Source organism: Shewanella sp. M16, from assembly GCF_018224605.1.
GTDB classification, from domain to species: Bacteria; Pseudomonadota; Gammaproteobacteria; order Enterobacterales; family Shewanellaceae; genus Shewanella; species Shewanella oncorhynchi.
Genome location: NZ_JAGTUL010000006.1, coordinates 19,837 through 39,566, shown reverse-complemented (window position 1 = coordinate 39,566; position 19,730 = coordinate 19,837). Strand labels below are relative to the sequence as shown.

Here is a 19,730-nt window from a genome sequence, read left to right as displayed (position 1 = left end):
CTGACAGCGCATTCCAAGGATAGAAATATGAACAAGTTTGCAAAAATTCGCACTCAATTCAGTCTTATGCTGGCCTTAGTCTCGCTATTAAGCGCCTGTGGCGGTGATAACGGCCAAGATGGTAATCCCGGTGAGCCTGCGAAACCGCCTGCATTAACGATAACTAGCCTTAACATCATGGTCGATAAAGTCGCGATGACAGATGGCATTGCTCAAGTGGATTTTCAAGTAAGCAATCAAGATGATGAAGCCGTGATTGGTATCCCATCGGCGACATTTATTGCAGCGCAGCTTCTCCCCCAAGGTTATACAGGCGCGGGGAATAGCAGTGAATGGCAGCACTTTACAGCTGAAACCTGCGCGGCAACTTGCCTTCGCAGTCTCACAGATCATAAAAACGGTCACTACAGTTACACCTTCAGCGCCGCATTTAATGGCATGAATGGAGTGACGTTTATGCCAGAAGCGACCCAAAGAATGGTGGTCAAAATTGGCGGCGATAAACTTGCCGATAACACGCCCTTACCTATAACCAATCAGCATTATGACTGGCAATCTTCAGGTAGTAATGTCGCTTACACCCGCAACTTAGTCACAATAGAGACCTGTAATAGTTGCCACAGTAATCTAGCTTTCCATGGCAGTAGATATGATCAAATCGAAACCTGCGTCACCTGCCATAACAGCAAAAAAGTCAGTAACCCTGATATTTTCCCACAAATGATCCACAGCAAACATTTAACCGGCTTCCCGCAACCCATCAGTGACTGCCAAACCTGTCACGTCGATAAGGCTGAGTTAACCGAACAGCAAAACTGGCGCAGAGTCCCGACCATGCAAGCCTGTGGTGCCTGTCATACACAGATCAATTTCCCCGCAGGCGAAGGACACCCAGTGCAAACAGATAACAGTAACTGCGTGGCGTGTCATAATGCCGACTGGACCGCAAGCGTACACAGTGATGAAGCTAAAACTGCGGCATTGATGCAATTTAGCCCAAGTATCACCAGCGCCAGTATGGATGCCAATGGTACGGTCACTGTTGCGGTTAAGCTGATGAATCCAGCCACAGGAACTGTGTATAGCGAAAGTGCCGATAAGCTAAAATTTATCAATGATTTAAGGGTATATGTCAACTGGGGAACCAGTTTTGATTATGCGACCCGTTCAGCTCGCTCGATTAAACTGCCGGAATCCACACCCATATCAGGCTCTAATGGCATTTATACCTATACGATAGCGGGCCTTACCGTGCCAGCAGGCACTGAAACGGATCATGGTGGACTTGCGATTCAAGGCAGAATCTGTGCCAAAGATAAAGTACTGGTTGATTGCACGACTGAACTGGCGGAAGTGTTAGTGATTAAATCCAGCCACAGTTATTTTGATATGGCAGCATTGAGCAATGAAGGTCGCCGTAGCGTTGCGAGTAATGCAAGCTGCGGTAATTGCCATGGTGATCAAAAACTGAATATTCACGGCTCACGTAACGATCTCGATGGTCAATGCCAGCTATGCCATAACGCCAATATGCTGGCCGATGCGACGGCAGCCAATCCTTCAATCACGTCATTTGACTTTAAGCAGCTGATCCACGGTATTCATACCAGTCAATTCACGGGGTTTGAAAACCTAAACTACCCAGGAAAAATCGGTAACTGTGCCCAATGCCATGTTAACGATACTGCGGGAATTTCTACCGTCGCCCTCCCCTTAAATTCAGCGGTGCAACCCCTTGCCCTCAATAACGGCACTTTTACCAGCCCAATTGCCGCTGTGTGTAGCAACTGCCATTCAGATACCAGCACTCATAACCACATGGCGCAGCAAGGTGCTGTTTTTGCAGGTACAAAATCCGATGCAACCGCAGGAACTGAAACATGTGCTTTCTGTCATGGACAGGGTGGAGTCGCGGACGTGTTGAAAGTGCATCCAATAAACTAACCCTATGATGCTGGCCTAAAAAGGCCAGCAACTGCAGATATAAAAGGAACTCATACGATGCAGTCATCTACTCCTAAAGAAATAGTCAGATCTCAGTCACATTACCCGCCTAAAGTGACTGATAAATACCAGTGACTTAGTTAGCCTTACAGATGGAAAACTAATTCCACACATCTTATGCGGGTAATGAGATTTATTCTTATTTGCCAAGCGTTTGATGATGATTACAACTATTGCAGGGAAATATCATGATGAAACGGTTCAATTTCAATACCGCAACAAAAGCGATGTTGGGTGCCGGTTTACTCTCTCTACTACTCGCCGGTTGCGGTGGTAGTGACGGTAAAGATGGTGAAGACGGAAAACCGGGTCCGGTAGGCTTAGACATAAGTCAAGCCACCACACTCAAAGCCACACTTGAAGATGTAAAAATTGACAACGGCACTGTCAGCGTAGACATAGTACTAACGAATGCGAATGGCGTTCCTGTGACGGGTCTAGAGCAATACGCTCAAATCAATGCTATCGGATTGGGTATTGCAAAACTTACCCCTGAAAGTGGCAAAGGTTACAAAACACCTCAATGGGTCAGCTATATCAACTCAGTGAAAGCAGCTGATCCTGCACGCAGTCTTGCAAATTATAGCTATACCGATGGTAAAGATAGCGCTGGCAATCCTATTACTAAAGAAGTGAAATTTACACCTGGTGATGCTATTCAAGCGAACATCGAATCTAGTTGTAAAACCACTTGTTTAACAGTGGTTGATAGTGGCGTTTACCGCTATACCTTCCAAACCAATTTAAGTACTTTGCCCGCTATTGAAGGTCTCGATTTAACCTACGACCCAACATTAATACATCGCATTACTTTAGAACTTCAAACCGATGGCAGTAAAGATGCCAAGTTAGTCAACAGCCATATCGACTTCTTACCAAGCGATAACTTTAGAGTAGCTAAAGAGACGGAAACGCGTACGGTTGTCGATTTAGAAGCGAACTGTATCAAGTGTCACAGCACAAATTATAGCGATACATCTTCTACTGCTAAGCCATTAGCACTACATGGCGGAAGACGGATCGGAATAGCAAACTGTCAAGTTTGTCATACCAGCTACAGTAAAGATCCAGAAACAGGATCACCTTTGGATATGGGCGCCATGGTTCATGCCATTCACAAAGGTACTTACGCTATGGTGGGTTACAGCGGAACGGCTTATGACTTTAGCGGTACTATGGCTAAAGCTGCGGCTGAAAGTGGCTACCCACAATACCGTGAAGGTAAAGACGTTTCTGAACGAGTCACTCTGCCAGTCTCTATCGGGAACTGCCAGTCTTGCCATAGCACAGATGACAAAGGACCCGTTGATGCCGCAAGCTTTAAACATCACAAAGGTTTAGCCTGCGCATCTTGTCACATGTCAGGTTTTAATCCAGTAGATAACAGTGAATGGTTAACACCACCTGAAGGTCAAAAAGACCGTGGTTTCGTTGGTAACTATTTCCATTACTATGCAACACCTGAAATTGACGGTATTCCAGGTGCAAACCTAGTCAATGTATTCCAAAATGGAGGTTGCGCTTCTTGTCACGCCGAACAAGGTGAAGAAGGCAGCGCTAAATATCACTTAGCAAAAGCTAATGCCACTAAGTTACTGCGAACTGAATATGCCTATAAATTAGAAAATGGCACATTTGATGTGGCTAAAGGAGAGTTAACATTCACAGTCAATTGGCACAGTGATGTTGCTCCACATCAAGATCCTAAAGTGAAAGAGTTTTGGGTCAGCTTAACGGCATTCAATGGCACTGAATACACCATGGGCCCACGTCCATCTAATGGTACTTTAGGTCGTAGCGAAAACCGTATTTCTGTAAATTTGGCCAAAGTTGAGACTAACGCTAACTTAACAGCGGTACCAAATGGCTCAAAAGTAACATACACATTAACAGGCATTAAAGCTGTTATTGGCACAAGTTCTGTTCCATACAAACAAATTGTTAGTATTGGTAAAGGCTTCATGGACGGCAAATTGCTGATCTGTGCAAACTCTGCAGAACTCGATCCAACGATGGATGCTGCGATTGATTGTAGTAACACTGAAGCACCAATCTACGAAGTGATTGTTGGCAGTAATAAAGCTTCATTCTCTGCCGATGCAAGTAATGTTACCGCACGTAGCATAGTCATCTCTGAAGCAAAATGTGCTAACTGTCATGGTGAGAAAGCTGACTTTTCAGCCTCTCATGCGCTGACCCATGCTGCAGACAAGCCTGATAACAGCTGTGGTACTTGTCACTCTGCTGTACCTAATACCGCGGTAGCTTTAGCCGATGGTAGTTGTGTGGCTTGTCACAATGGCGCTCCTGCTCACAGTAAAAAGCCATTTGAACGTGGTTTTGACTTTAAAGTCATGATCCACCAAATTCACGCTGATACTCGCAGTGTTCGCCGTTTAACAACAGATGCAGCAACCTTCCCTGAAAACCCAGCGAACTGCGCGGCTTGTCATGATAAAGGTCAACTTAGCTTAGCTACACTAGGCAATAAACCTGCGTTCTTAGCAAGTACTGGTGAATACTCACCAACCGTTGCAGCTTGTGCATCTTGCCATGCAACGACCGCAACTGACAGCGCAGTGATAGGCCACTTCGAAACCAATGGTGGTGTATATAACGCTGCTGCTGGCACTTACACTCCTGGTAGCGAAACCTGTGCGACCTGCCATGGTGAAGGTAAATCATTTGGTGTGGATAAAGTTCACCCAGTGAAATACTAATATGGAACCGAGTAACGAATCGCAAATCAGTCGTTACTCACATTAAATTCAGCAAAATCCCCCGCAGTGCGGGGGATTTTATTTACATAACAGCAACCCCATTCAAACCTTGCTTTTATAGTATAAAGTCAACGCACATTACCCAGATAAAATCCGCTGTTTTTTTGTTCTAAAATCATTTTTACCTCTCGCTTTAAATACCTCTTTAGAAATAGAAAGATCCAAGTCACACATTAGCAAAGGCCTTGGAGATTTTAAGGTCATGTTAGGTTAGCCTTTCCTTGGGGAATTCTATTTCCAGCATCCACTTAAGTCGCTTCTAGTGACCAAAAACACAGACATAGAATCTGTTGGCTCTAGAACATAGCGTTTAAGCAATGCCAAACCTATGCAGGGAAAAAAATGATGAACGCACAAACAACTAAAATCGCACTGCTGTTAGCAGCAAGTGCAGTCACTATGGCCTTAGCGGGCTGTGGTGGCAGCGATGGTAATGATGGTAATCCCGGTGAACCTGGTGGCGAACCTGCTCCAGCGATTCAAACCCTTAATTTCGCCTTTGACAAATCTGTCGTCACTAACGGTATTCCGAGTGTTGAGTTTACCGTCACTAACGAAAATGATTTACCCGTTGTTGGCCTACAAAAAATGCGTTTTGCCGCAGCACAATTAATCCCACAAGGCGCAACTGGTGCAGGTAATGCGTCACAATGGCAGTACTTTGGTGATGAAACCTGTGATGTCGCTGCAACATGCCCAGGGACTTTCGTTGACAAGAAAAACGGTCACTACAGTTATACTTTTAGTATGAACCTGACCGCTAACACTAAAGTCACCTATAACGAACAGTTAGCTCAACGAGTATTAATCCGCGCTTATAACACTCCGCTTCCCGATGGTACTCAAGTACCAAACAGTAACGCCTTTATCGACTTCACTGCCGATACTGGCGCACTGCCAACATACAGTCGCAAAATTGTCGCCACAGAAAGCTGTAATACTTGTCACCAAGATTTAGCCAATGTTAAACATGGCGGCGCGTATTCTGACGTTAATTACTGTGCAACTTGCCACACAGCCGGAAAAGTCGGTGTAGGTAAAGAGTTCAATGTTCTCGTTCACGCTAAACACAAAGACCTCACCTTAGGCTCATTAGAAAGCTGTCAAAGCTGTCACGCAGCAAATGAGGCTACGCCTGATTGGAGTAATTGGTCACGTATCCCAACTGCTGCCTCATGTGGAAGCTGCCATAGCGCAGTGGACTTTGCTGCCGGTAAAGGTCACTCACAACAGCTAGATAACTCTAACTGTATCGCCTGTCATAACAGCGATTGGACTGCAGAACTTCACACAGGTAAGACTGCAGACAAAAAAGCCGTTATCGCTCAGTTAGGTATGTCAGCAGTACTTGCTGGTCAAGCTGATGATACAGCAGTATTAACCGTGTCTATCTTAGACAAAGATGGTAACGCAATTGATGCGGCAACCGTTCAAGATAAGATTAAACGTTTAGAGTCCGTTACCAACGTTGGCCCTAACTTCCCGATCATGGGCTACAACCCAAGTCCAGGTAGCGGTAAAGCGAAAATAGCGAAAGACTTAGTCAAAGATGGCGCACTGCAAGCTGGCGTGACCTTAGTTGACGGTAAATTGGTCTTTACAACACCCGTTCTACCTTTCGGTGCAGGCGATACTGATACCGCCTTTACCATTATCGGTTTAGAAGTGTGTAGCACTGGTACAAGCTTAACCGCATGTACCGCAGACAGCGCAACAACGAGCATGAAAGCCGAGCTAGCTTTTGGCACTAAGTCTGGTAAAGCACCGAGCATGCGTCATGTTAACTCAGTTGAGTTTGGTACCTGTCAAGGTTGTCACGGTGATAGCTTCGAAATTCACAAAGGCCACCATGCGGGTTTTGTGATGACAGAACAGCTATCACATGCAAAAGATGCCAGCGGTAAGCCAATCGTAGGTGTGGATGCGTGTGTCGCTTGTCATACCCCAGATGGTACCTATGCAAATGGTGCTAACAAAGGTGCGTTGGAGATGAAGTTACACGTTGTTCATGGTAAACAAGGTGTCATTAAAGAATGTACCCAATGTCATAACGACTTCAACCTAGATGCATTCAAGGTCAAAGGCGCTCTGGCAACAACTGCGGGTAAATACACCACACCAATCACTGCCACTTGTACTTCATGCCACGCGCCAGAATCTATTGGCCACGGCTTAGAAAATATGGGCGCGATTGTGAACGGTGATTATGTTCAAGCCAATCAAGCGGCGCAGTCAGAAACCTGTTTCTACTGTCACAAACCCACACCAACAGATCACACTCAGGTGAAGATGTAATTTGCCCAAGCAGGGGGAGTTCGCTCCCCCTTTCTTGAATTTTGTTGGGACAAATTGGGAAGCCTATTATGAAGAACAGCCTAAAAATGAAAAACCTACTGCCGGCACTTGTCATCTCCATGGCAATGTCTGCAGTGATGTCTTTATGCATCACACCGAGTGCACACGCCTCAAAGTGGGATGACAAAATGACTCCAGAACAAGTCGAAGCCACCTTAGATAAGAAGTTTGCCGAAGGCAGCTACTCCCCTAAAGGTGCCGATTCTTGTTTGATGTGCCACAAAAAATCTGAAAAAGTGATGGACCTCTTCAAAGGTGTTCATGGCGCCATTGATTCATCAAAGAGCCCAATGGCTGGCCTGCAATGTGAAGCCTGTCATGGTCCTATGGGTCAACACAATAAAGGCGGCAACGAGCCGATGATCACTTTTGGTAAGCAATCGACCTTAAGTGCAGAAAAACAAAACAGTGTCTGTATGAGCTGTCACCAAGATGATAAACGCGTATCTTGGAACGGTAGTCACCATGACAATGCCGATGTCGCTTGTGCCTCATGCCACCAAGTGCATGTCGCAAAAGATCCTGTGTTATCAAAAAACACCGAAATGGAAGTCTGTACTAGCTGTCACACTAAGCAAAAAGCAGATATGAATAAACGCTCGAGTCACCCACTAAAATGGGCTCAAATGACCTGTAGCGATTGTCATAATCCCCATGGGAGCATGACAGATTCCGATCTAAACAAGCCTAGCATTAACGAAACCTGTTACTCCTGCCACGCCGAGAAACGCGGCCCAAAACTGTGGGAACATGCACCCGTCACTGAGAACTGTGTGACTTGCCACAATCCTCACGGCAGTGTGAATGATGCCATGTTGAAAACCCGCGCACCGCAGCTGTGTCAGCAATGTCACGCTAGCGATGGCCACGCCAGCAATGCTTACTTAGGTAACACTGGTTTAGGTTCAAACGTCGGCGACAATGCCTTTACGGGTGGAAGAAGCTGTTTAAATTGCCACAGTCAGGTCCATGGTTCAAACCATCCATCTGGCAAGCTATTACAGCGCTAAGGAGACGAGAAAATGAAATTTAAACTCAATTTGATCACTCTGGCGTTACTAGCAAACACAGGTTTTGCAATAGCGGCCGACGGGTATGGCTTAGCCAATGCCAATACAGAAAAAGTCAAAATGTCCGCTTGGAGCTGTAAAGGCTGCGTTGTTGAAACGGGTACGTCTGGCACTGTGGGTGTGGGCGTGGGTTACAACAGCGAAGAGGATATTCGCTCGGCGAATGCCTTTGGAACTTCAAACGAAGTTGCGGGTAAATTTGATGCCGATGTCACCTTCCGTGGTGAGAAAGGCTATCAAGCCAGCGTTGAAGCTTATCAACTGGGCATGGATGGTGGCCGTTTAGATGTCAATGCGGGCAAACAGGGCCAGTATAATGTCAATGTAAACTATCGCCAAATCGCCACTTACAACAGTAATAGCGCCTTAACGCCCTACTCTGGTGTCGGCAGCGATAATTTAACCTTGCCAGACAACTGGGTAACTGCGGGTTCAAGCAACCAGATGCCGTTACTGATGGACAACCTAAATGCCTTAGAACTGTCGCTCAAACGTGAGCGCACAGGGTTAGGTTTTGACTATCAAGGTGAATCGCTGTGGAGTACGCATGTGAGCTACATGCGCGAAGAAAAAACCGGCTTGAAAAAAACATCAGGTGGATTCTTTAACCAATCCATGATGTTAGCTGAGCCAGTTGATTACACCACTGACTCCATTGAAGCTGGCATTAAACTAAAAGGCGATCGTTGGTTCACTGCACTTAACTACAATGGCTCAATTTTTAAGAACGAGTACAACCAGTTAAACTTCGACAGTGCCTTCAATCCAACTTTTGGTGCTCAAACCTCTGGCACACTCGCCCTTGACCCTGACAACCAGTCACACACAGTGTCGCTCATGGGTCAATACAACGACAATACCAATGTGTTAACAGGTCGTGTGCTTGCGGGACAAATGAGTCAAGACCAAGCATTAGTCACTTCAGGCTATGGCTATCAAGTGCCGACAGAGGCCGTTGATGCCAAAGTTGACCTCACAGGGTTAAACTTAAAAGTCGTCAGTAAAGTGACTAACTCACTGCGCTTAAGTGGTAGCTACGACTATAGCGACCGTGATAACAATACTCAAATTGAAGAGTGGACCCAAGTCAGCATCAACAATGTCAATGGTAAGGTGGCCTATAACACCCCTTACGATAACACTAGCCAACGCTTCAAAGTGGCGGCGGATTATCGTATTACCCATGGACTGAAGCTTGATGGCGGCTATGACTTCAAACGTGACGACCGTAATTATCAAGACCGTGAAACCACGGATGAAAATACTGTTTGGGCACGTTTGCGCGTTAACAGCTTTGAAACTTGGGATATGTGGGTTAAGGGCAGTTACGGTCAGCGTGATGGCTCGCAATATCAAGCTTCTGAATGGACATCTTCTGAAACCAACAGCCTGTTACGTAAGTACAATCTGGCTAACCGCGACAGAACCCAGATTGAAGCTCGAATCACCCACTCGCCAATCGACAGCTTGACCATAGATTTCGGTGCCCGTTACGCATTAGATGACTACTCTGACACAGTTATTGGCTTAACTGAGTCAAAAGACACCAGTTATGATGCCAACATCAGCTACATGATCACCGATGATTTACTGGCGACAGCCTTCTACAACTACCAAATCATTGAGTCTGAACAAGCGGGAAGCAGTAATTACAGCACCCCAACGTGGACAGGATTCATTGAAGACAATGTAGATGTGGTCGGGGCAGGCCTGAGCTACAACAACTTGCTTGAGAACAAGTTACGCATGGGATTGGATTACACTTATTCAAACTCCGACAGTAACACTCAAGTCAGACAAGGTATCACAGGCGACTATGGCGATTATTTTGCCAAAGTGCACAACATTAACTTATATGCTCAATATCAAGCCACCGAGAAAATGGCGCTGCGCTTGGATTATAAAATTGAGAATTATAAAGACAATGATGCCGCCAATGATATCGCCGTCGATGGGATCTGGAACGTCGTAGGCTTTGGCAGCAATAGCCATGACTACACAGCGCAAATGATCATGCTGAGCATGAGTTACAAACTCTAATCGATACTGTTCATAACACGAAAAGCCCGCAAATGCGGGCTTTTGTTTAAGCGAAGCAGGATCTTTTAAAGCGATAACATCATGGCAGATAACAGTAAAAATCTTGAATAAGATCAGACTCTGGCGCGAAAGTCCGCCCATAAAAACCTTAATCCTTGAGTTTTGGCTCACTTTAGCGGATCTTAATTCAATCTTTTAGTTAATCCTCTGAGCCCATGCGTATTTATTCTTCACTCTCCCAATCTCAGTGGCTGTTATCACTTTCTGCACTATTGGGGCTAAGCCTATTACCCTTACCCGCCATGGCGTTCGACCCATCGGGTGGCGCAGCGAGCCTATTTATCATTTTAGGCCTAGGTGGTTTTACCTTAATCAATCTGTTTCTACAGGGCTTATTCTTTTTTGCGGGTCAGTATCGCAGCGCCACTTTTGCTAAACGCCATGTATTAAGCGCACTAATAGTGCCATTAATTGCCATTGCGTTAGCCATTTATGATCATAGAGGTTGGAGTGATTTCGCCCTTAACTTAGGTATTATCTGTGTCGGTATTGGACTGATTTTATTGCCACTACAGCTTTGCCAAATCGATAAACCCACCAATCGCAATGCCGATTGGATCATCAGCCTAGGGGCATTATTCATCTTAGCTTTGAGCTATGTGATTGCGCCATTAGCCCTCTTTACGATTGTGCTGGCCCACATTTGTTTGGCTTCAAGCACAAATCAAATTCCTAAGATATTAAGTTATATCAGTTTAATCCTTGGCTATTCTCTTTTTGGCTACTGGGTATATCAAACAGTGATGATGCTCCAATCCTGATTGAAAATGAATGAGCAACGATAAAATTAGCGATTAAATTGACTAAGACGAATCTCACTAAAACGCCATCGCCACTTTGCGTAACTGTATCGCCATCATGCTCGGCATCAATGGCTAAACTGCTGGCCAAAATCAGCGCCTGTACTTTATGTCAGGCCCATTTACCCTTAGCGCCCAAGCCGATATTGCAGGCCAGTACCCAAGCGCGAATTTTGATTGCAGGCCAAGCTCCGGGCGTGAAAACCCACCATAAAGGCATACCTTTTGACGATGCCAGCGGTGAACGGCTGCGCACTTGGTTAAATGTCACGCGGGAGCAATTCTACGACCCCAATCTTTTTGCCATTATCCCTATGGGATTTTGTTTTCCGGGCAGTATCGAAAAAAACGGTAAAAAGCAAGGTGATAAACCACCGCGCCCCGAATGTGCTGCCACTTGGCATCAGACCTTGCTCGCCCTAATGCCGCAAATAGAGCTAATTGTGATCCTCGGCCAATATGCCATCGACTATCATCTACCGCGCGAATCGTCCGAGGCCGTAAACCCCACTTCGCCGATCACTAAGCATCAAACAACCGGCACTAACGTAACAGTCATCCCCAAACTGAAACCAATAACTGTGACCCAAGCATGCGCGCAATGGCAGCTATATTGGCCTAAGTATCTTGTCTTGCCGCACCCAAGCCCGCGTAATAATCTTTGGCTTAAGCAGCATCCTGAGTTTGAACGCGATATGCTACCCAGATTAAGAATGCGTATTGCATCCCTGTTAAACCTTCAACCCCACTAGGCGCCTGTATGTATCTGCTTGATTCTGCCATTGCTAAGCAAATTGTGAGTCGTACAATGAAAATCATTGGCCACAATATCAATGTGATGAACGGCCAAGGGGTGATTTTAGGCTCAGGCGACCCTAAGCGCATTGGCTCAACCCACGAAGGCGCGCTGCTGGCGATTGCCCAAAATCGCAATGTTGAGATCAGTCAAGAAGTCGCCTCAGGGCTGCATGGCGTTAAGCCAGGCATCAATTTACCCTTACATTATCAAGGACAAATTATCGGCGTCGTCGGCATTACCGGTGATCCACGTGAGCTCACCCATTATGGTGAGTTACTTAAAATGACCGCCGAAATGATTGTTGAACAAGCCAACCTGCAGGATAAATTGCAATGGGAGAATCGCCAGCGTGAAGAATTTATTCTGCAACTGATCAAAGCTGAAACCGATGATGCACAGTTGCACCGCTGGGCAAAACAACTCGACATTGATATCAGCCTGCCAAGAGTCGCGGCCATTATTGAGATCAGCGAGAAAAACATCCAGAAACACCATTTAAAAACCGACACCACCCCATCGACCTTGTTCTTAGCTGAGGCATCCACTCTGCCCGCCGATGAACGCAGCCCCAGAGTCAGTGAAACCCTCAAGCAAGTGCTGCATCTATTGCAATATCCTGACCGTGGTAACTTGATTGCCATGACCTCAATGTCGCAGTTGGTGATCCTAAAGCCTGCTTTTTTAGATGGAAAACAATGGGATCCTGAGCTTGAAAATCAGCGTATCGATAAGCTGTTGCAGCGCTTACCCGCCCAGATGGATTTAAACTTTAAGATTGCCCTAGGCCATTTCTTCCCCGAAAAAGGCGGGATAGCGCGCTCCTATCAAACGGCTCAAGAAACCTTAGCCCTCGGTAAGCAGCTCAATGCAGAAGGGAATAAATACCTGTTTGAAGATTATTCCCTACAAGTGTTACTTGCAGGGCTAAAACATGACTGGCGCGGTCAGGCGCTGGCAACGCCCTACCAGCAACTCGCCAAGGCGGACAAAAATGGCCAATTACGCAAAACCTTAGCGGCATACATCACCCACTTTGGCGATGCACAGCAATGCGCGAATGCCCTGTTTATTCATCGCAATACACTGAGATATCGCCTTGATAAAATTCAGCAAATCACCCAAGCCGACATTCAATCCCTGCATGGATTATTAAGCCTGTATCTTGGGCAATTAATTGATACTTCGACTCGCTTAACTTAACGCTCAAATGACTTAGCAACTCAACAGATTAGCCAGAAAAAAGCCCGCAGATGACGGCGCCGACCTGATGGCCAGATCAATTGAGTAAAACTTGGCCTGTACTAAAAAATTAATTGAAAGATTTATACCGTATCCCCTTTCCTATCCTTTCATATAGTATCGCGTCGATATGCTAGCGCTCTCTACTTAGTCCATTGAAAGGAATGATAATGACCTCAATCAAACTGACTTTACTCGCCAAAGCTTGTCTCATTAGCGGCTTAGCGCTGACTTCACCTTCGTTAATCGCGGCCGAGAAAACCATTCCCGAACTGGTCGATGCCGTGAACGGCACACCCGATGCAGTAAGTCGCGAGGCGGGTAAAAAAGTCAAACTGCGTAATCACACTAAGGGATTTTGTACCTCGGGCAGTTTTAAACCGAATCCACAATTACAACAAACGTTGGCAATTCCATTTTTTAATCAAGATAGTATCAAGGTCACAGCCCGCTTTTCCCTCGGCGGTACAAATCCGCAGATCTCAGATAAAACCGCTGGGCGCTTTATGTCACTCAAAATTGACGGCGATAAAGAAAATCTTAACTTTGTCACCACTAACGTTCCCGTTTTCTTTGCCAAAAATCTCGAAGAGTTTTTTAACTTTCAGACCAAAGTGAAACAAGGTCCTGAAGGTAAACAGTGGCTTATTGATAATCAACCCAGCGCCAAAGCTTTTTTCGACTATGTTAAACAGTTGCCTCCCAGCCCAAGTTTTGCCAACAGCCGCTACTTCGGTGTAAATAGTTTCCTGTTCAGCACGCCAAAAAACAGTGTTCAACAAGGTGAAACGGTCGCGGGTAAATGGATTTTTGAACCTGTCGCTGGTACTGCCGGGCTGTCAGCCAGTGAACTTGCCAATCTCAGTGATGATTTTTTAAAGGCGGAATTACTCGAGCGCATTAAAACCCAGCCAGCACAATGGAACCTTTATATTCAACTCGCCGAAATGGGGGATGAGATTAATGACCCAACTGTGATCTGGCCTGAAACTCGCCAGCGTTTACTGGTAGGCCAAGTGATGATTAACGGTGAGCGAGACAGCGATCCCCAAGTGCAACAGTGTGATAAAGGCATATTTAACCCACTGTTATTGCCTAAGGGCATTACTGCATCTGCTGATCCGATACTCAATGCCCGCACCGCAGCCTATGTAGAATCCTTTATTCGTCGTCAATAAAGAGTCGAGTTAAGTCCCTCCTGTTTAGGATTGGCAAATAGCCCTATTTGCCAATCCTTATCGACAAGCGCCTCCCTTACCGACAAAACGCCTCCTCCTGCATTCGAATTCACCTAAGCATTTTTGTGCATGAGCACAAAAATGGCGAAACATAACGCGGTAATTCCGTGGATTTAGCCAAAGCTATTCAAACATACCTGCACAATAATAGGATGACCTTAAAGCAGCCCTCATTTGGACTCAGGCCCAAATAAGCACTGCGCCCTACACTATAAGTCAAAAAACTTACTCAAAAACTTCAGCCAAGAACTGAACGGGACAAACTATGAACTTAGTGCTTATTCTCATCGGCGTGATTGCATTTATTGTTATCGCGACCTCAAAATTTAAACTCCACCCCTTTTTAACCTTAATTCTGGCCGCCTTTATCGCAGCCTTCGCCTATGGCTTGCCGAGCGGAGAAATCGCTAAAACCATTACTACAGGGTTTGGCAATATTTTAGGCTATATCGGCTTAGTGATCGTCTTAGGCACTATCATAGGGATTATTCTGGAAAAAAGCGGCGCCGCCATCACCATGGCCGATGTGGTGATCAAGATATTAGGTAAACGCTTCCCGACACTCACTATGTCAATTATCGGTTATCTCGTGTCTATTCCGGTCTTTTGTGACTCGGGTTTTGTGATCTTAAACTCACTGAAACAATCGATGGCGAACCGCATGAAGGTCTCTAGTGTCTCCATGAGCGTTGCCTTAGCCACAGGTCTGTACGCCACTCACACCTTTGTACCGCCAACGCCAGGCCCTATCGCCGCCGCAGGCAACTTAGGCTTAGAGTCCAACTTAGGCTTAGTGATCGGTGTGGGTCTCTTTGTGGCCGCCGTTGCGGCACTCGCGGGTATGTTATGGGCAAACCGCTTTGCCGATGTTGAGCCCGATGGTGAAGGCGCAGAAGAACTTAAAGCGCAGGCCAGTGACTATGAAACGCTGAAAAAAAGCTATGGCACGTTACCAAGTCCATTAAAAGCTTTCGCACCGATTTTTGTGCCTATCGTATTAATTTGTTTAGGTTCTATCGCTAACTTCCCTTCAGCGCCTTTGGGTAAAGAAGCTGTGTTTGATGCGCTCGTGTTCCTTGGTCAGCCTGTTAATGCCCTGATGATTGGCCTGTTTTTATCCCTGCTGCTGTTAAAGGGTGAGAATAAGATCAGCGAATTTAGCGAACGCATCAGCCAAGGGCTCGTCACTGCCGCGCCGATTATTTTAATCACAGGTGCAGGCGGTGCCTTTGGTGCGGTATTAAAAGCCACGCCTATCGGTGACTTTTTGGGCACATCACTGTCGGCACTGGGTATCGGTATCTTCATGCCATTTATCGTCGCTGCAGCGCTTAAGTCAGCGCAGGGTTCATCGACGGTAGCGTTAGTCGCAACCTCTGCACTGGTTGCGCCTATGCTTGGCGATATTGGTCTTGGTAGTGATATGGGCCGAGTGTTAACAGTAATGGCAATTGGCGCAGGTGCGATGACCGTTTCCCACGCCAATGACAGCTTCTTTTGGGTCGTCACCCAATTTAGCCGCATGAGCGTCAAACAAGCCTATAAAGCCCAAACTATGGCGACCCTAATCCAAGGTGTAACGTCCATGGTAACTGTGTATGTGCTAAGCCTAGTGTTGCTCTAATATTAATGAGTTCTTGATTCAATATTGTCCCTTGGGCACATACCGTGCCCAAGATATATCTCTGTTATACGCCCTAATAATTGCAACAGATTAATGTGCCAGTGATGGATATAAATGCCCTTATATCACCTCAGTTTTAGCACAGGGATGTTGTTGCGCCCAACGTAAGTGGCCTTGGGTTTAGTGTTCAACATTGAGCCCTGTTTTATCCCATTTAGCTGTAGGATTTTTAATGAAAATAGTTATCGCCCCCGACTCATTTAAAGAAAGCTTAAGCGCGCTCGAAGTGGCCAACGCAATCGAGCAAGGCTTAAGACAAGTGATCCCCGACTGCGACATAGTCAAAATACCCGTTGCCGATGGTGGCGAAGGCACAGTGCAATCTATGGTGGACGCCACGGGCGGCAGTATTGTCAGCTTAGAAGTCATGGGGCCACTGGGGCATAGAGTGCAAGCACACTATGGCATCCTTGGTGAAGGTATTCTCAGCGCTGCGATGAATACAAGTTCTGCGTCAGTTTCACGTGCAGATCCAACGAACAAATCGCCACATCGAGGCGCGATTGCCGTGATTGAAATGGCCTCAGCCTCAGGTCTGCACCATGTGCCGAGGGAGCAACGTAACCCGCTGCTTACCACAAGTTATGGCACGGGCGAGCTGATTTGTGATGCGCTTAATCGGGGGATAAAGCACATCATTTTGGGGCTGGGCGGCAGTGCCACCAACGATGGCGGCGCAGGCATGGCCCAAGCGCTGGATATTTTATTGCTCGATGGCCAAGGTAAAACCTTGCCTTCTGGCGGCGCAGCGCTGGCGAACCTTGCTCAAATCGATGTATCAAACGCTCATCCACTTTTACGTGAGTGCAGCTTCGAAGTTGCCTGCGATGTTGATAATCCACTGTGCGGTGAACGCGGTGCATCGGCAATTTTTGGTCCGCAAAAAGGTGCGACGCCCGAGATGGTTAAGCAGCTAGATGCCGCTCTTGCCCATTATGCCGATGTGATTGCCCGCAATGGCATTAGCGATCACCGCGATCATGCGGGGGCTGGCGCTGCTGGCGGTATGGGTCTTGGCGTGATGGCTTTTTTAAATGCCAAGCTTAAACCTGGGGTTGAGATCGTAATGCAAACCGTTGGCCTTGCGGACAAAATCCGTGGCGCCGATTTAGTGATCACAGGTGAAGGCCGCATCGATGGTCAAACCGTGTTTGGTAAAACCCCAATGGGCGTGTTAAAGCAAGCCAAATTGCAGGGCATTCCCACTATCGGTATCGCGGGCTGCCTCGGTGAAAACGCCAATGCCATATTGGATCACGGTATGACGGCTATCTTCCCTATCATCCCGCACTTAAGTCCGCTCGATGATGTGCTGGCTAATGCCAAGCTAAACCTTTGCAATACCGCCCGAAATATCGGCGCGGTACTCATGTTAGGTCAGCGCTAATACTGGAACTAATACTTAAGTAATTCCCTCTGTTTAATGATTTGAAGAAAGGCGCCATAACAGCGCCTTTGCTTATTTAGGCCGCAACACTTTGGTAATACCAAATTTTAGTGCTTGATGCCTAAAAGGCCTTGCAGTAAAGTGAGCTCCCTTTTTGGTATTCCGCTGATTGAACATTTGAGAGTCACTGATCGCGCATCACTGGTCGAGAATCACTGGTCCGTTATACTCTTCGAGCCAATTTGCGGTTTCACTATAAAAATTAATAGACGGCAAGCCCCATGACCCAGAAACTCCCTCGCCAAGCCACCGCATCCGAAGCAAGTTTGCTGCGCATTTTTACTGCACCGGAAGATGCAAGCTCAACGCTGAGTATTATTGAGCAAAAGCTCTCCGAGGACTTAGCAGGCTTTTTGGGTGACAGTATCGCCGCGCTCGAAAAACCCTTGTCGGAAATTGAAACCGATTTTCAAGCCTTTGAGATCCCAACTCAGCCGCGTTTTGTCTCCGATTACACCGACGAAATTATGCAAAATCTGGTGGCGCATTCGGTGCACACAGCGGCGCCAAGTTTTATCGGCCACATGACTTCGGCACTGCCCTACTTTGTGTTGCCGCTGTCAAAAATGATGGTGGGACTCAATCAAAATCTGGTCAAAATAGAAACCTCTAAGGCATTTACGCCGCTTGAGCGCCAAGTGCTCGGCATGATGCACCATTTGATTTACGCCCAAGACACGGATTTTTATCAAAGCTGGATGCACAGCGCCAATCATTCCCTCGGGGCATTTTGCTCCGGCGGCACAGTGGCCAACATCACGGCCCTGTGGATTGCCCGCAACCAATTATTGAAAGCCAATGGTGAGTTTAAAGGCGTCAGCCGCGAAGGCTTACTCAAGGCACTACGCCACTATGGCTATGACGATTTAGCGATTTTAGTGTCGGAGCGGGGCCACTATTCGCTGGGCAAAGCCGTCGATCTGCTTGGCATCGGTCGTGACAATATCATCAGCATTCCCACTGGCAGCGATAACAAGGTCGATGTCGCGAAAATGCGCCAAGCCGCCCTTGAACTTGCTAGCAAAAACATCAAAGTGTTGGCGATTGTTGGCGTGGCGGGCACAACAGAAACCGGTAATGTTGACCCACTGACAGAGTTAGCGGCGCTGGCAAAAGAGTTAAACTGCCATTTCCATGTGGATGCAGCGTGGGGCGGCGCAAGTTTATTATCCAATAAATACCGCCACTTACTCGCAGGTATCGAACTTGCGGACTCAGTCACTATCGATGCCCACAAACAAATGTACGTGCCTATGGGCGCAGGCATGGTGTTATTTAAAGACCCAGAGTTTGCCCACGCGATTGCCCATCACGCCGAGTATATTCTGCGCCGTGGTTCAAAGGATCTCGGCAGCCAAACGCTGGAAGGCTCTCGCCCCGGCATGGCGATGTTAGTGCACGCTTGCTTGCAGATCATAGGCCGCGATGGTTATGAAATCTTAATCAATAACAGCCTTGAAAAAGCCCGCTATTTTGCCGAACAAATCAAAGCCCATGAGGATTTTGAGCTAATCACTGAGCCAGAACTGTGTCTGCTGACTTACCGTTATGTGCCCGCCCGCATCCAAGCCGCCATGCAGCTTGCCTGTGAGCAAGCAGACACAGTAAAACTCGCTCGCTTTAACGAGCTGCTCGATGGTCTTACTCAGTTTATTCAAAAGCACCAACGCGAACAGGGTAAATCCTTCGTCTCCCGCACCCGCATTCAGCCAGCCCGCTATTTTAGACAAGCGACAGTGGTGTTTCGCGTAGTGCTCGCCAACCCCCTCACCAGCCATGATATCCTCAATCAAGTGCTGGTAGAACAAAGTGAAATCGCTGCACTAGATAACGAGTTTTTACCCGCACTAATGGCGATGGTTGTGGATTAGCAAGTTTGGGATGATGAGTTTCAAATAGCGGCTTTCAGATAAAAAGTTTCTAATAGCAAAACAGCCGCAAAGATTTTTGCGGCTGTTTTGCTATTAGACAATGAATTAGCTGCACGTTAAAGAGACAAAATTAAGCGCTTATTCATTGTCATTTGTACGCCGAATTCAACTGCCTCCGTGACTCGCCGTGAAGCCATCCATGGCGGCTCTGCGATGACATCCATGTCATCGAAGGTCACGTCAGCAGTTGAATTCGCCTTTGCTAATTTCTGCGTAATCTGCTGCATATGGAAAAATACATACCACTATCACATAGGCAGTCATGCTCCACACATAAGAGTGA

The 19,730-nt window shown here is 46.8% G+C and carries 12 protein-coding genes; all 12 read left to right on the top strand.

What is annotated here, in order from left to right; genetic code table 11:
* The first annotated feature begins 27 nt into the window (after nt 1–27).
* The 12 genes from KFE26_RS05600 (at nt 28) to panP (ending at nt 19,387) form a co-directional block, all read left to right on the top strand.
* On the top strand, nt 28–1,944 hold the full coding sequence (locus KFE26_RS05600) for an OmcA/MtrC family decaheme c-type cytochrome (protein WP_212599878.1): 1,917 nt from the start codon (nt 28–30) through the stop codon (nt 1,942–1,944).
* 248 nt (nt 1,945–2,192) lie between these two features.
* Nucleotides 2,193–4,724 carry an OmcA/MtrC family decaheme c-type cytochrome gene (locus KFE26_RS05595; RefSeq protein ID WP_173496500.1) on the top strand — a complete coding sequence of 844 codons (2,532 nt, stop codon included), beginning with the start codon at nt 2,193–2,195 and terminating at the stop codon, nt 4,722–4,724.
* Nucleotides 4,725–5,126: 402 nt separating this feature from the next.
* Complete coding sequence (locus KFE26_RS05590) at nt 5,127–7,079, top strand: OmcA/MtrC family decaheme c-type cytochrome (RefSeq protein WP_212599877.1); 1,953 nt, start codon at nt 5,127–5,129, stop codon at nt 7,077–7,079.
* Nucleotides 7,080–7,147: 68 nt separating this feature from the next.
* Nucleotides 7,148–8,149, top strand: a complete 1,002-nt coding sequence (mtrA, locus tag KFE26_RS05585; RefSeq protein ID WP_028760483.1) for a decaheme c-type cytochrome MtrA — start codon at nt 7,148–7,150, stop codon at nt 8,147–8,149.
* Nucleotides 8,150–8,161: 12 nt separating this feature from the next.
* A complete protein-coding gene (locus KFE26_RS05580; RefSeq protein WP_212599876.1) occupies nt 8,162–10,249 on the top strand; it encodes an MtrB/PioB family decaheme-associated outer membrane protein in 2,088 nt (695 codons plus the stop codon).
* 215 nt (nt 10,250–10,464) lie between these two features.
* Nucleotides 10,465–11,070 (top strand): hypothetical protein, encoded by a 606-nt coding sequence (locus tag KFE26_RS05575; protein WP_212599875.1) that lies wholly within the window; start codon nt 10,465–10,467, stop codon nt 11,068–11,070.
* A 110-nt stretch (nt 11,071–11,180) separates the two neighbouring features.
* Nucleotides 11,181–11,861: a uracil-DNA glycosylase family protein gene (locus KFE26_RS05570; protein WP_212599874.1), complete on the top strand. Its 681-nt coding sequence runs from the start codon at nt 11,181–11,183 to the stop codon at nt 11,859–11,861.
* An 8-nt stretch (nt 11,862–11,869) separates the two neighbouring features.
* On the top strand, nt 11,870–13,108 hold the full coding sequence (locus tag KFE26_RS05565) for a sugar diacid recognition domain-containing protein (RefSeq protein WP_212599873.1): 1,239 nt from the start codon (nt 11,870–11,872) through the stop codon (nt 13,106–13,108).
* A gap of 209 nt (nt 13,109–13,317) precedes the next feature.
* Nucleotides 13,318–14,325 (top strand): catalase family peroxidase, encoded by a 1,008-nt coding sequence (locus KFE26_RS05560; RefSeq protein ID WP_212599872.1) that lies wholly within the window; start codon nt 13,318–13,320, stop codon nt 14,323–14,325.
* A gap of 325 nt (nt 14,326–14,650) precedes the next feature.
* A complete protein-coding gene (locus KFE26_RS05555) occupies nt 14,651–16,009 on the top strand; it encodes a GntP family permease (RefSeq protein ID WP_173245672.1) in 1,359 nt (452 codons plus the stop codon).
* 232 nt (nt 16,010–16,241) lie between these two features.
* Nucleotides 16,242–17,456: a glycerate kinase gene (locus KFE26_RS05550; protein WP_212599871.1), complete on the top strand. Its 1,215-nt coding sequence runs from the start codon at nt 16,242–16,244 to the stop codon at nt 17,454–17,456.
* A 281-nt stretch (nt 17,457–17,737) separates the two neighbouring features.
* Nucleotides 17,738–19,387 carry a pyridoxal-dependent aspartate 1-decarboxylase PanP gene (panP, locus tag KFE26_RS05545; RefSeq protein WP_212599870.1) on the top strand — a complete coding sequence of 550 codons (1,650 nt, stop codon included), beginning with the start codon at nt 17,738–17,740 and terminating at the stop codon, nt 19,385–19,387.
* Nucleotides 19,388–19,730 lie beyond the last annotated feature (343 nt).